Below are 13,607 nucleotides of genomic sequence, written 5' to 3' on the forward strand. Positions count from 1 at the left end.
CTGCCTCTGAAGCCTTAAAAACATCCATTTCCTGTCGTTGCAACTGGAGCGCAGCGCTCACTTCCACAGCGGGCACGCCGAGGGCACGACGAAGGCCTGGGTTAGCGAAGGGACGCTGATAGTCCGCGATACCGGCAAACAGCAGCAGGATGTGGCGCAGCTGAACCGTGATACGGATAACGCCAACGACGGCAGCATCAGCCCGATATTCAACAAGCAGAAGGAGCAAAACCGGCTCAAGCAGGCGCAGTTGATAGGAGAGATTGGCGGCCAGGCGATGGACGTCATCCGCACGCAGGGTGATATCAACGGGCTGAAAGCGGCCCTGACGGCGCACCCCGAGCTGAAAGGTGATGAAAAAGCTCTGCGTGAAACGCCGCAATACCAAAAGGCGATGAAGGCATACGGCACCGGCAGCGACCTGCAGAAGGCGGCGCAGGCGGTAACGGGGGCGTTGACGGCGCTGGCGGGCAACAACCTGGCGGGTGCGCTGGCGAGCGGTGCCTCGCCGTACCTGGCGACGGAAATCAAGAAACTGACCACCAATCCGCTGACCGGTGAAGTCGACGTTGCTGCCAACACAATGGCGCACGCTGTACTGGGCGCGGTGACTGCGCAGTTGAACAACCAGTCGGCCGCGGCAGGGGGACTGGGCGCGGGTGGCGGGGAACTGGCGGTGCGCTACATTGCCGGTCAGCTGTTCCCGGGCAAGACAGCGGAGCAGCTGAGCGAAAGCGAGAGACAACAGGTGAGCACGCTCAGCCAGCTGGCTGCAGGGCTTGCAGGCGGGTTGGCGACGGGGGATACTGCGGGAGCGGTGACCGGCGGGCAGGCTGGGAAGAATGCGGTTGAGAATAATGGCCTAGCCAACGTACTGGCGGCGGCTGAGAAGAACAAACCCGGAACTATTGATAAATGGCAAATTGAACAACAAGCTGCAATTAAGGAAGCATGTAGCGGTGGTACTCCAGTTTCATGCCAGACGATGGTTGTTGCGGCGGGTAGTGTGATGGCTTGGCCGCTGTTGCCTGGAGCTGCTGCAACGACAAGTCTGATAGGCGCGGGAGCTAATGCTGGTGTGGGCTTACTGATTAATGGTGAAGTGAATCCGAATGATGTAATCCTTGGTTACTGGACAGGTGCATTCACCGCAGGAACTGGGTTGTGGGGTACTATGGCAGTCAATGTTGGTAGTGGTGCTACGTCCAGCTACCTTAAAGGTGATGATCCGTTGAAAGGTGGCGCTATCAGTGGGGCAGCATCTGGGTTGGGCTATGGTGTTGGTAAATTGGTTGAATTACCGCTTGATAAAGTTTTAAACCCAATGAAACCATGGAAAGACTGGATCTGGACTGATGTTGGTATGGGGATATCTAAACCGCTGCCGATTAATCCAGTGCCAGGTATGGCAGGTAATGCCTCGGGCAGTGCGGCGACGGAGATCCTCAATGATCAAGCTGGTAAAGCAGATGCCAAATTCCAAAAAGGGAACCAAAAATGAACAAAAATTGTTGGTTCTTCATTTTTTCTTATCTATTTTTTGCCTGTAATGTAGCAATGATCGTATTGTTTTTACTTTTATATGTTCTCATTAGAGGCTATCTCTTATTGATCTACCACATTCCATTTGAGCTGACTTGGAGTGACTCATGGAAGTATACCAAAGCAGCATTTTTCACAGGGTCACTGATAGCTACGGGCTGTTGGTGGATCTATTATCAGCATGCAAAAAAAAGTAGATACAGGTGAAGTGACAAGCATTTTTAACTATCTCCAGAAATAATGTCATTGAGAATAACCATCTGAGCTTGCCGAATGGGCTAATGGACGCAGGGCGTGCCACTTCGACACTGAGCAAGTTTATGACGGAGCATGGTGCCACGCCGCAAGAGGTAACGCAGGCGCAGAGCGACCTGGCAAAAGGTCTGGGAACAGGGGCAGCACAGCCGGTTATTCCTGATTATGACTGGAGCATATTCGGGGTCAGGGTCACCAATGCGATGATTGGAGCCGGGGTTGGTTCGGCTATAGGATCTGGAGCCGGTAAGGTTACTGAGAATGTATCATCAGAAATTGGTGGTGCAGTTGTCGGTTCTATAACTTCAGAGGTTGTTGGCGGAAAGGTAACAGACCAGTTAGATGCAAGGAAAAAAGCCAATGAAAATAAATAAGACAGGTTTAATTAACTTATTTTTACTATGTGTTTATTGGTTTTTTGTCATTTTTTTGACTGTTTTTTTAGCCAGCCTTAGTATAGCTATTGTTTTTTATTTTCAAGATGGAAGGTTTTACTTCCGTTGGGAGGGAGAGGTATTAAATTCATTAAGGTATGGTCTAAGTGGAGGGCTTCCTCTGGGAATAGGCATCTGGTTTATGGCTTGGATGAAAGCACGTAAACAAACGTAACCCATTTCGAAGGGATAATCACCCAATCCTAGCGTTGACTAGGATTGGATTTCTGCCTGTAGAATGGATAAAGGTGATTTATTCAATAACCAAGCCGGCCGCGGCAGGGGGCTGGGCGCGGGTGGCGGTGAATTGGCGGCGCGCTACATTGCCGGGCAGCTGTTCCCGGGCAAGACGGCAGAGCAACTGAGCGAAAGCGAGAAACATCAGGTGAGCGCACTGAGCCAGTTGGCCGCAGGGCTTGCAGGCGGGCTGGCGACGGGGGATACTGCGGGAGCGGTGACCGGTGGGCAGGCCGGCAAGAATGCGGTTGAGAATAACTCGTTGTCGGGAGATAAGGCGCGGGAGTCTGTTAAACAGGCCGCCGAATCTCTGAAAAATCAGGTTAGGGATAAACTTGGTGAAGGAACAACGTCTTCGATCGCGAATGGCATCATAAACGCGCTTGCGGATACTGGCGATGCAGCATTAGGTGGAGCGGATTACGCAGCCGATGCGGCTATGGCGCTGGCATCATGTGCTACCGGGGATAGCTACTGTAGTACGGCTCTTAATGACCTCTCCGGCAAGAATCAGGCGGTAGCGGACAGCGTTAAGGCGCTGATGAACAGTGATACTTGGTCAGCAGTAGCCGACACAATCAAACAGGCGTCTGAAGGAAATCAGGCAGCACTGGAAGCCACTGGCGGGTTGGTCGCTGGAATTATCCTTCCAGGTAAGAAAGTGCCATATGTTCCTAATGCTGGCTCCGTCGGAAATATGGGGGAGTTCTTTAAGCAGGCTGGTTTTGGTATCTTGGCAAAAGATAGTTCACAGAAAACTAGTAAGATTTATCAAGGAAAAACAGTTTATAAAGCTTCTAGTAATAACCATAATTACGGTATTTCGGTCGACATTAAGCAGCTATTATAATTAGCGTTTATGGTTAAGCGACTGTTCATCCGCCGCCTGTTCGTTTACCTATCAGATAATGATGCTGAGTACTGATTATGTTAAAATCTCGTCCCTTCCTGCTGTTATTGTTATTGCTGCTGGGTTTGCAGCTGACACCGCCCGGCGCCGTCGCCGCCATCCAGGATGATCCCGCCGCCGAAAGCGCGCCCGATCCCGCCACGCAGCTGAAAGCCGCGCAAAAGCAGTTGGACAACATGAAGCAGCTGGTTTCCAAAGCGACCACCGATACCCAGCTCAGCAAATTGCGGCTGGCGACCGACGATCTGGTCGCCAGCATGGAAAAACTTGCCACCGATCTGCAGCCCGAGCAGGACAAACTGAAAGCGCAGCTGGACGTGCTGGGACCGCCCCCGGTGGCCGACGCACTGCCGGAAACCCCGGCGGTGGCCCAGCAGCGCAACGCGCTGAACAGCAGTAAAAAGCAGCTGGATGACGCGGTGAAACACGCGCGGGCCATCAAGAACAGCGCCGTCGATCTGGGGCAGCAGATCGGCGATCTGCGCCAGGTGGCGTTTAAAACCCAGCTGACGCTGAATACCGGCAGCATTTTGGGCGTCAAATTCTGGACGCCGGTGGTGCAGCCATCCGCGGATGATGTGCAACGGCTGGACCAGTTCAAGGCAGAGATGAAAGCGGCCTGGGACGCCAGTTGGCAGGACGAATGGCGGTACGGCACGCTGGCGCTGCTGGCGCTGGCGGTGATCATCTGGACCTGGGGGCGCTATTTTTCCGAGCGTTTTCTCGCCTGGGTCAGTATCCGTTTCCTGCCGGACGGGCGCTTGCGCCGCAGCTTCATGGCGATCGCCACCGTGGCGGTGACGGTGGTGACCACCTCCATCGCGCTGAATCTGCTGTATTACGTCTTTGTATGCGCGCAGCCGCTGCCGGTGATGCTGGAGGATTTTGCCGAAGGTTTCAACTTTCTGGGGGTTTTCTGCGCGCTGATCGCCGGGCTGGGGCGTGCGACGCTGTCGTTGAGTCGCCCGTCGTGGCGCTTGATTTCCATGGATAACGAGGTGGCTGCCGGGCTGCGTTACTTCTCGCCGCTGCTGGCCGGCCTGGCGCTGGTATTCGGCACCGTGGAACTGATTAACAACGTCGTCAGTGTCTCATTAGCCACCACCATCTTCGACAACGGCCTGGTGGCGGGGCTGATCGGGATGGTGTTGCTGGCTGCGCCGCTGCGTGGTCAGCACATTCGTCGCCGTCTGGAACAGCAGGGCGCGCCCCTGGAAAAACGCACGCTGGTCGGTGGGCTGGTGCACCTCGTCATCCTGGTCTGTTCGGTGGTGATCCTGTTTTCTCTGCTCATCGGCTACATCGCCTTCGCCCGCTTCCTGACCTACCAGCTGATCTGGGTGGTGCTGGTGCTGATGACGTTCTACTTTATGGTGCTGTTCACCACCGATTTGTGCGCCGCGCTGTTTTCGCCGCAGACCGTCAGCGGCAAGATGCTGAAGAAAACGCTCAGCTTCAAGGATCGCCATTTGGAACAGATGTCGACCATCACTATTGCATTGGCCAAATGTTCGCTGTTGCTGTTGATGATTGTCGCGTTGTTCAACGGCTCGTTCGGCAGCACCACGCCGGGCTCGCTGATGGAGAAAATCGTCTCCATCCTGACCGGTGAAGGGCTGCAGCGTTTCAACATCGTGCCCGGCAACCTGCTTAACGCCATGATCTGCCTGGCGATCGGCATCTATATTTTGCGCGCAGTGCGGCGCTGGCTGGGTTCTGAACTGCTGCCGAAAACCATCTCGGACGTCGGCATTCGCGCCTCGCTGGTGACGCTGTTCAGCAATATCGGCTATGTGCTGGTGATTCTGATCACCCTGGCGGCGCTGGGCATCCAGTGGGGCAACCTGGCATGGATCGTCAGCGCCCTGTCGGTCGGTATCGGTTTCGGTTTGCAGGAGATCGTGAAGAACTTTATTTCCGGCCTGATCCTGCTGACCGAACGCCCGGTGAAGGTGGGGGACATGATCGGCATCGGCGGCGTGGAAGGCGACGTGCGGCGCATCAACGTGCGCGCCACCGAAATCCAGCTCAGCGACCGTTCCACCATGATCGTACCGAACTCGCAGCTGATCTCGCAGAACGTGCGTAACGCCACCATGGGCAACGCGCAAGGGGTGGTGACCATTGCGCTGACGTTCCCGACCTCCATCGATCCGGAGCAGGTGCGCAATATCTTGCTCAGCGCCTATAACGAGTACGAAACTATTCTGGAAACGCCGGCGCCTTACGTGCGCTTCAGCCAGCTGGGGCCGGACGGCATCATCCTGAGCGTGACCGGCTACGTGACGAGCCCGCGCATGGTCGGCGCCACCAAAAGCGAACTGCTGTTCAATATCCTCAAGCTGCTGCGCGCGCAGGAAGTGAGCCTGTCCAGCCCACAGGAAGTGGTGTTTATGAAGCAACAGGCGACACGATACCAGGCCAACGAAGAGGAGCACTCCTCCTAGGGTTGTGTCGGGTAACATGCTGTTTTTTTATGATGTAACCTGACCATGCCCTTGATCCGAAAAGCCTTCCGGCGGCTGCATTATCCCGTCGATATTATCGCCCAGTGTGTTCGCTGGTATCTGGCCTATGCCTTGAGCCTGCGTAATCTGGAAGAAATGATGGCGGAGCGCGGTATTGTTGTTGGCCATTCCATGCTCCATCGTTGGGTCATCCGTCTGGTGCCGTTACTGGATAAGGCATTTCGCCGACATAAACGTGCCGTGGGGTGCCGCTGGCGCATGGACGAAACCTACATCAAAGTCAGAGGGCAGTGGAAATATCTATACCATGCCGTCGACAGCACGGGGCAGACCATAGACTTTGTGTTGATCGCCAAACGGGATGCCGCCGCCGCACTGCGTTTCTTTCGCAAGGCCATCCGTCACCACGGCGAACCTGAAGTGGTGACGATCGATAAAAGCGGCGCCAATACCGCCGCCCTGGCAACGCTCAATGCCGACAAGCCGGCTGAAGAAAGCATCACCGTCAGGCAAAGCAAGTATCTGAACAACTTAGTTGAGCAAGATCACCGCAATATCAAACGCCGGATACGACAGATGCTGAGATTCAAATCGTTTCGCCGTGCACAGACGCTGCTGGCCGGGATCGAACTGCTCCACATGATACGCAAAGGACAATATCAACATCCACAACATGATGGATTGTCACCCGTGGAACAATTCTATTTGTTGGCTGCCTAAATAACCGGCCCCCCCCTTTTGCTAACTTGCCGCCGTTAACGCGACACAACCAAATTCCTGGCTTAATGCCTGGTGTTGTGCCGGCGCGATGAGTTTGAGAGCGGCGAGTTCTTTTTGGCATTGACTCAGGCGCTCCGCTTCCCGGTCTGGTTGGGCTTTCCCGGTTGTTGCGGTCATGCCGGGCGCTTACCGCCGCATCCGCTCAGCGCGAAGGTGCTGTAGATGAACAGGGTCAGTAGCGTGATGCGGTAAACAGCAGTGTGGGGGGCAGTCATGCAATTTCCTTTCTCTCAGTGTCCAGGCCACCGTTAATCAGCCAGTGATACAGCTCGGTGTTACGGGTAAAACCCAGTTTGTGCATGGTGCAGCGTTTGTAGGTATAAACCGTCTTGGGACTGAGTCCCAGATGCCGGGCGATATCCCCGACGGACTGCTGGCACCTCAGGAGCGTCAGTACCTGCCACTCGCGTCGCGTCAGTGCCCGGGCGCAGCGGGGGCACTGTTGTGCGGGGGGGGGGGGCTCGGCAGGGAGTGCCAGCACCCGTTCAACATCCAGCAGCAAGGCCTTTACGCCGATGTGGTGCTCTATCACACTCTGTTCGCTCAGGCAGGGCTGTTGGGGCGGCTGGTAATAACGGGCCCGCGGGGTGTCCAGCACGGTGATAACCCGTTGCCGGTGACCCAAATGATACTGACGACAAAACTGCCTGCTGCGGCTGACACCCTTACTTTGAAAGAGCAGCTGCGCCTCGCCGCTGCACTGTTCGGGTAAAAAGCGCACCGGTATACACCTGAGCGTAAAGTAGTGGTAAAGCAGCGCTTCCAACCCCAGGGCAAAATAGCTGTCGGCCACGAGGATAACGATGGTGATTACCGTGACGTTCGTGGTGTTTGCGCTGAACTTCCTGACGTTCTGGTGGGAACTGGCGCGTTGGCTGGACGGACATCCACAACCAGGCGGACTACAGCGCGACGCACAGCGGCGGCAGCTTCAGTACCGGCGGACCGGTGGGCAAAGACCTGCTGACCAACATGGCCGGCGGCATGCTGTCGGGTGCCAACCACAGCGGGCATGCCGAGGGCGCGACGAAGGCCGGCGTCAGTGAGGGTACGCTGATAGTTCGCGACAAAGACAAACAGCAGCAGGATGTGGCGCAGCTAAACCGTGATACGGATAACGCCAACGACGGCAGCATCAGCCCGATATTCAACAAGCAGAAGGAGCCAAACCGGCTCAAGCAGGCGCAGTTGATAGGAGAGATTGGCGGCCAGACGATGGACGTCATCCGCACGCAGGGCGATATCGCCGGGCTGAAGGCGCAGAAAGACCCGGCCGCGCTGGCTCAGGAGCAGCTTGAGAAGAGCGACAAATCGTTGAGTGACGCGGCGGTGATGAAGCAGGCGTATGACAACGCGATGCGGCAATACGGCACCGAGCGACCTGCAGAAGGCGGCGCAGGCGGTAACGGGTGCGCTGACGGCGCTGGCGGGCAATAACCTGGCGGGTGCGCTGGCGAGCGGTGCTTCGCCGTACCTGGCAACAAAAATCAAGGAGATGACTACCGACCCGCAGACGAAAGAGGTCAACGTCGCGGCCAACGCGATGGCGCACGCGGTGCTGGGCGCGGGTGGCGGTGAATTGGCGGCGCGCTACATTGCCGGCCAGCTGTTCCCGGGCAAGACGGCGCAGCAGCTGAGTGAAAGCGAGAAACAGCAGGTTGGTCGGAAAATTCAGATCTATTCCTACCTGGGTTATGTCTTGGATGAACGTATGGAAATAAACGTAATTGTAATTAAGATTAAGCATCCTTTCTCTGAAATACCTGTCTAGGCAGCCATCGATGTTGGTGGTAAAGTAACTCACCCACGCGATAACATGTCACGGTTAAATCCTCGGCAAGGTGATTGATATTATTCTCGCCTGGATACGATAAAAATGGTGAATGTGCTTTGGAGTAATCATTTTATGGGTGAATTATTATTCCTCGCAGTGGGTAGATAAGTAGTGGGTAATAATTCCGCATGGAAATTTTCTTGTCGTGGCAACCGAAAAAGATTAATTACTACGTAAATTTCATACGGTTTCTTCTTGATATTGGCTTTTGTTGATTAAAATTAATGGAGTGTGTTATGCATAAGGATTTGGACGTTTCCATCTCAACAGGGCGATTCAGAAAAATAAGAGAATGGAACAGGAGGCGCAATTATTATTTCAAGAAAGTAAAGCTGAACATTAAGATTTATATTGCAAAGCTTATCTGGGATAAGCGTAGAAAAAGTGTGTTTGATATCAAATCGGTCAAAACCGTATTGCTCCTTCGCAATGAAGGGACCGTAGGAGATGTTGTGGTTACGACGCCGCTAGTGAAATGTCTTTGTGAGTCGGGTTATACAGTGGATTTATTGCTCACAAAATCAAGTGGCGTGGTGATGGAACATAACCCCTATGTCAGGAATATCTACGAGGCAGAGGATTGTAATAATGAAGTTTTCTTGAAAAGATTCACTCATACCGTTGCGAAATCAACGGTTGAAAAGTTGAGGGGGAATAACTATGACCTTGTGGTCGATCTTTGCTTGTTTGATACTCCGGTACATAGGATGATGCTTTTTAGCGATATAAACGCAAGGTTTGTTCTTGGTCTTAATAAATGGAGTTGCATTAACCATTACAGCAAATCTATTTCATTTGAAAATGGTAAGGAGCACGTGACTAAAGCCATTGCTTTGGTTGCCCATGCCGTAGGGATTAATCTTAAAAATAGCCGTGCCTATGACCTGCATATCCCAGATGATATAGCTTTTGAAGTAAGGGGGTATTTAAGTGGTTGGAATGATAAAGTTACGGTTATAATTAATGCTTTCACTGGGAGTCCAGAGAGAAACCTATCTAAAGAACAACTCTCCCGACTTGTTGAGATGCTTAATAAAGCATCGTTCAATATAAAAGTAATTATTCTTGATCATCGAAAAGAACTGGATATATCCCTTTCGGATAGTGTTGTTATAAATCCATTTAATTCACTGCATCATGTCATGGCATTGATTAGAGAGGTTGATGTAGTTATATCCCCAGATACGTCGATCGTACATATTTCTGCCGCATGGAATAAAACGTTGATTTGTGTTTACAAAAACGTAACGGATAATAATGATTTGTGGGGGCCCGGGTATGAAAATGCGAGGCAGATTATTGTTAACAGCAGAAAAATAGCGGATGTGGATAATGTTCCGGAGCTTATATTGCATGAGATCGGTCGAAAAGACCTGTTCGGTGGACGAGAGATAAAATACCGTGGCAGTTCGTTGAACGATGAAGCGGATGCCGCCGATAACGCAATATTGCCCGTTGGATAACGGCCCAGCCTCTCAGCGTTTCTGCTCAGAGGCCGGCCGTTTATCTTGAACTCGGACTCAGCTGCGGCCGGTCTCCTCTCGCAGCGCGGCGCTCACCTCGTGCGCCGTCGGCTGTTCGGCGCGCAGCGCCCGGCGGATCGCGAAGAAGGCGGCGATCAGCATGGTCACCGCCACCAGCATGAAGAACCCGCACAGCGCGGCGTTGATCTGGTTGCTGAATACGATGGTTTCCATGTCTTTCAGCGACTTGGCCGGCGCAATGATCGTGCCTTGCTCGATGCCGGTGGAGAATTTCTTCGCCTGCGCCAGGAAGCCGATGCTCGGTTTCTCATGGAAGATCTTCTGCCAGCCGGCGGTCATGGAGGTCACGAACAGCCAGGCGGTCGGCAGAATAGTCACCCAGGCGTAACGCTGTTTTTTCATCTTGAACAGCACCACGGTGCCGAGGATCAGCGCCATTGACGCCAGCATCTGGTTGCCGATGCCGAACAGCGGCCACAGGGTATTGATGCCGCCGAGCGGATCGACCACGCCTTGATACACGAAGAAGCCCCAGCCGGCCACCGCCACCGTGGTGCCCGCCAGATTGCCGAACCAGGAACGGTTGTTGGCCAGCTGCGGCACCGCCACGCCCACCAGATCCTGCACCATAAAGCGGCAGGCGCGGGTGCCGGCGTCGACGGCGGTCAGAATGAACAGCGCTTCGAACAGAATGGCGAAGTGATACCAGAAGGCCATCATCGCCCGGCTGTTGAACACCTCGCTGATGATGTGCGCCATGCCCACGGCGAAGGTTGGGGCACCGCCAGCGCGCGACAGGATGGAGTTCTCACCTACCTCTTTGGCGATCAGCGCCAGCGTTTCCGGCGTGACGATAAAGCCCCAGCTGTTAATGACCTGCGAAGCATTTTCCACCGTGGTGCCGATTAGCGCCGCCGGCGAGTTCATGGCGAAGTAGACGCCCGGATCCAGCACCGAGGCGCAGATCAACGCCATGATGGCGACGAAAGACTCCATCAGCATGGCGCCGTAACCGATAAAGCGGATGTGGCTTTCACGTTCCACCAGCTTGGGCGTGGTGCCGCTGGAGACCAGCGCGTGGAAGCCGGAAATGGCGCCGCAGGCGATGGTGATGAACAGGAACGGGAACAGGGCGCCGGCGAACACCGGGCCGCTGCCGTCGATGAAGCGCGAGACCGCCGGCATTTTCATCTCCGGCATGGCGAAGACGATGCCGATGGCCAGGCCGATGATGACGCCGATTTTCATAAAGGTGGAAAGGTAGTCGCGCGGCGCCAGCAGCAGCCATACCGGCAGCACCGAAGCGACGAAGCCGTAGATCACCAGCACCCAGGTCAGGGTGGTGCCGTGCAGCGTGAAGAACGGCCCCCAGTAAGGATCTTGCGCCACGTTGCCACCGTAAATGATCGCCAGCAGCATCAGCACGAAGCCAATCACCGAAATTTCAGCGATCTTGCCCGGGCGGATAAAGCGCATGTAGATGCCCATGAACAGGGCGATCGGGATGGTGGCGGCGATGGTGAACAGCCCCCACGGGCTGTCGGCCAAGGCTTTTACCACCACCAGCGCCAGCGCCGACAGGATGATGATCATCACCCCCAGCGCGCCGAGCATGGTGATCACCCCGGCGAATGCACCCAGCTCTTGCTTGGCCATTTCCCCCAGCGAACGTCCGTCGCGGCGTGTGGAGATGAACAGCACCAGGAAATCCTGCACCGCGCCGGCCAGCATAACGCCGACCAGGATCCAGATGGTTCCCGGCAGGAAGCCCATCTGCGCGGCCAGAATCGGCCCCACCAGCGGCCCGGCGCCGGCGATGGCGGCAAAGTGGTGGCCGAACAGCACCCATTTGTTGGTGGGCACATAGTCCAGGCCGTCGTTGTGACGTTCTGCCGGGGTCAGACGGCGGTCGTCCAGTTCAAAGACCTTGTCGGCAATGAACCTGCTGTAGAAGCGATAGGCGATGCTGTAGCAGGCGACGGCGGCGACCACCAGCCAAACGGCGTTGACATGTTCGCCGCGGCTGAGCGCCAGCATGGCGAAGGCGAAGGCGCCGACCAACGCCACCAGCAGCCAGATAAGTCCTGACCTGATGTTTTTCATGAAACAACTCCTTGGCGTACAGAGGTAAAAATCGACGTTGTTATTAGGAATGACGTTTTAACAGTAGAAGTTTTGCCGCCGAACTGCGGCAGGTCGGATGAGAAATGTGAAGCAGGTGGGGTTTTAGTGTAAAAACAACGTGATGAAACCGCGTTGGCGCAGGCTGCCGCCCACGCAATCCCCGGCAGTTATTCATTCTGCATTTTCACGGCGCGTACAGCGAATCATCGTCGTTTTTTATCAGGGTACGGCGTCTGGCGAATTATTATTTTATCTGTCGAGGCGTGCCGAAATAAAATCATCCGTGCCGTGTTATACCTTTATTTCAACCCGCAGGTTTAATCATTCATAAAATAAATAATAAAGTCACGAAAGGAATTTAATTATGATAAATGAAATCATCGAAGGGTATTTACCGCAGCTCACGGCCATTCGGCACGATATTCATCAACACCCTGAACTGGGTTTCGAAGAGTTTCGCACCAGCGATCTGGTGGCGGATTATCTGAATTCGTGGGGCTATGAGGTGCACCGCGGATTGGCGGGCACCGGCGTGGTGGGCACGCTGCGGGTGGGCGATGGCGTTAAACGCCTCGGGCTGCGCGCCGATATGGACGCCTTGCCGATCGAGGAGAACAACGGCAAGCCCTGGAGCAGCAGCGTGGCCAACCGCATGCACGCCTGTGGCCATGACGGTCACACCACCATGCTGCTCGGTGCCGCTCGTTACCTGGCGCAAACGCGCAACTTCAACGGCACGCTGCATCTGATTTTCCAGCCGGCGGAAGAGATGCTGAACGGCGGCGCGCGCATGGTGGAACAGGGGCTGTTCGAGCGTTTCCCCTGCGACGCCATCTTCGCCATGCACAACATGCCGGGGATGCCGCTCGGCGAATTCTTCTTCCAGCACGGCCCGTTTATGGCCTCGATGGATCAGTTCAACGTGCGGGTGCAGGGGCGCGGCGGCCACGGTGCCATTCCGCAGCTGACGGTCGATCCGGTGCTGGTGGCTTCGCATATCACCGTCGCGCTGCAGAGCATCGTTTCGCGCAATATCGATCCGCTGGAGGCGGCGGTGATCACCGTCGGTAGCATCAAGGCCGGTGAGGCGGCCAACGTGATCCCGGACAGCGCGGAGATGAAGCTCAGCGTGCGCTCGCTGGATCGCCAGGCGCGCGCCACCTTGCTGGCACGCATTCCGGCGCTGATCGAGACGCAGGCGGCAAGCTTCGGCGCTCACGCGGTGGTGGAACACGTTAACGGCACGCCGGTGCTGGTCAACGACGAAGCGATGACCCGTTTCGCCCACCGCGTGGCGGAACAGCAGTTCGGCGATGACCGCGCGCACTACGGCGCCCGGCCGCTGATGGGCAGTGAAGATTTTGCCTTCATGCTCGATGCGCATCCGCAGGGCTGCTACCTGATCATCGGCAACGGCGATGGCGAAGGCAGCTGCATGGTGCATAACCCGGGATATGATTTTAACGACGGCTGCCTGGCGGCCGGCAGCCAGTATTGGGGAGCGTTGGCGGAAGCCTATTTAAAATAAACTCGAAAATA

At 55.3% G+C, this 13,607-nt stretch carries 11 protein-coding genes and 1 pseudogene; 10 read left to right on the forward strand and 2 right to left on the reverse strand.

The window, feature by feature from the left end; all coding sequences use genetic code 11:
* Window positions 1-37 precede the first annotated feature (37 nt).
* From GF111_RS25035 to GF111_RS25060, 6 genes and pseudogenes are all read left to right on the forward strand, one after another.
* Complete coding sequence (locus GF111_RS25035; protein ID WP_224217773.1) at window positions 38-1,501, forward strand: VENN motif pre-toxin domain-containing protein; 1,464 nt, start codon at window positions 38-40, stop codon at window positions 1,499-1,501.
* 361 nt (window positions 1,502-1,862) lie between these two features.
* Complete coding sequence (locus GF111_RS25040; RefSeq protein WP_154235543.1) at window positions 1,863-2,171, forward strand: hypothetical protein; 309 nt, start codon at window positions 1,863-1,865, stop codon at window positions 2,169-2,171.
* Window positions 2,158-2,406, forward strand: coding sequence for a hypothetical protein (locus GF111_RS25045; protein ID WP_071845391.1), 249 nt, complete (start codon window positions 2,158-2,160; stop codon window positions 2,404-2,406). Before GF111_RS25040 ends, GF111_RS25045 begins: the two co-directional genes overlap by 14 nt.
* 84 nt (window positions 2,407-2,490) lie before the next feature.
* Window positions 2,491-3,135, forward strand: a pseudogene (locus GF111_RS25050) (VENN motif pre-toxin domain-containing protein); the annotation flags it as partial.
* Between the two features lie 260 nt (window positions 3,136-3,395).
* Entirely contained in the window at window positions 3,396-5,825 is a 2,430-nt protein-coding gene (locus GF111_RS25055; protein WP_047730573.1) for a DUF3772 domain-containing protein, read from the forward strand.
* A gap of 45 nt (window positions 5,826-5,870) precedes the next feature.
* Window positions 5,871-6,566 carry an IS6 family transposase gene (locus GF111_RS25060; RefSeq protein ID WP_047730574.1) on the forward strand — a complete coding sequence of 232 codons (696 nt, stop codon included), beginning with the start codon at window positions 5,871-5,873 and terminating at the stop codon, window positions 6,564-6,566.
* 271 nt (window positions 6,567-6,837) lie between these two features.
* On the opposite strand, the gene GF111_RS25065 is transcribed toward GF111_RS25060, so the two are convergent.
* Window positions 6,838-7,419 carry a helix-turn-helix transcriptional regulator gene (locus tag GF111_RS25065; protein ID WP_195998214.1) on the reverse strand — a complete coding sequence of 194 codons (582 nt, stop codon included), beginning with the start codon at window positions 7,417-7,419 and terminating at the stop codon, window positions 6,838-6,840.
* Window positions 7,420-7,574: 155 nt separating this feature from the next.
* Between GF111_RS25065 and GF111_RS25075 the strand changes: the two genes are divergently transcribed.
* The 3 genes from GF111_RS25075 (at window position 7,575) to GF111_RS25085 (ending at window position 9,923) form a co-directional block, all read left to right on the forward strand.
* A complete protein-coding gene (locus tag GF111_RS25075) occupies window positions 7,575-8,063 on the forward strand; it encodes a hypothetical protein (RefSeq protein ID WP_224217774.1) in 489 nt (162 codons plus the stop codon).
* A gap of 58 nt (window positions 8,064-8,121) precedes the next feature.
* Window positions 8,122-8,397, forward strand: coding sequence for a hypothetical protein (locus tag GF111_RS25080; protein ID WP_224217775.1), 276 nt, complete (start codon window positions 8,122-8,124; stop codon window positions 8,395-8,397).
* A 299-nt stretch (window positions 8,398-8,696) separates the two neighbouring features.
* On the forward strand, window positions 8,697-9,923 hold the full coding sequence (locus GF111_RS25085; protein WP_148940697.1) for a glycosyltransferase family 9 protein: 1,227 nt from the start codon (window positions 8,697-8,699) through the stop codon (window positions 9,921-9,923).
* Window positions 9,924-9,980: 57 nt separating this feature from the next.
* Here the strand turns inward: GF111_RS25085 and GF111_RS25090 are convergent, their stop codons facing one another.
* Window positions 9,981-12,047 (reverse strand): carbon starvation CstA family protein, encoded by a 2,067-nt coding sequence (locus GF111_RS25090; protein ID WP_047730578.1) that lies wholly within the window; start codon window positions 12,045-12,047, stop codon window positions 9,981-9,983.
* Between the two features lie 385 nt (window positions 12,048-12,432).
* On the opposite strand from GF111_RS25090, the gene GF111_RS25095 reads away from it, so the two are divergent.
* Window positions 12,433-13,596 carry a M20 aminoacylase family protein gene (locus tag GF111_RS25095; protein WP_055317601.1) on the forward strand — a complete coding sequence of 388 codons (1,164 nt, stop codon included), beginning with the start codon at window positions 12,433-12,435 and terminating at the stop codon, window positions 13,594-13,596.
* Window positions 13,597-13,607 lie beyond the last annotated feature (11 nt).

Origin of the sequence: Serratia sp. HRI (genome assembly GCF_010119335.3) — a bacterium.
Taxonomy (GTDB): Bacteria; Pseudomonadota; Gammaproteobacteria; order Enterobacterales; family Enterobacteriaceae; genus Serratia; species Serratia nevei.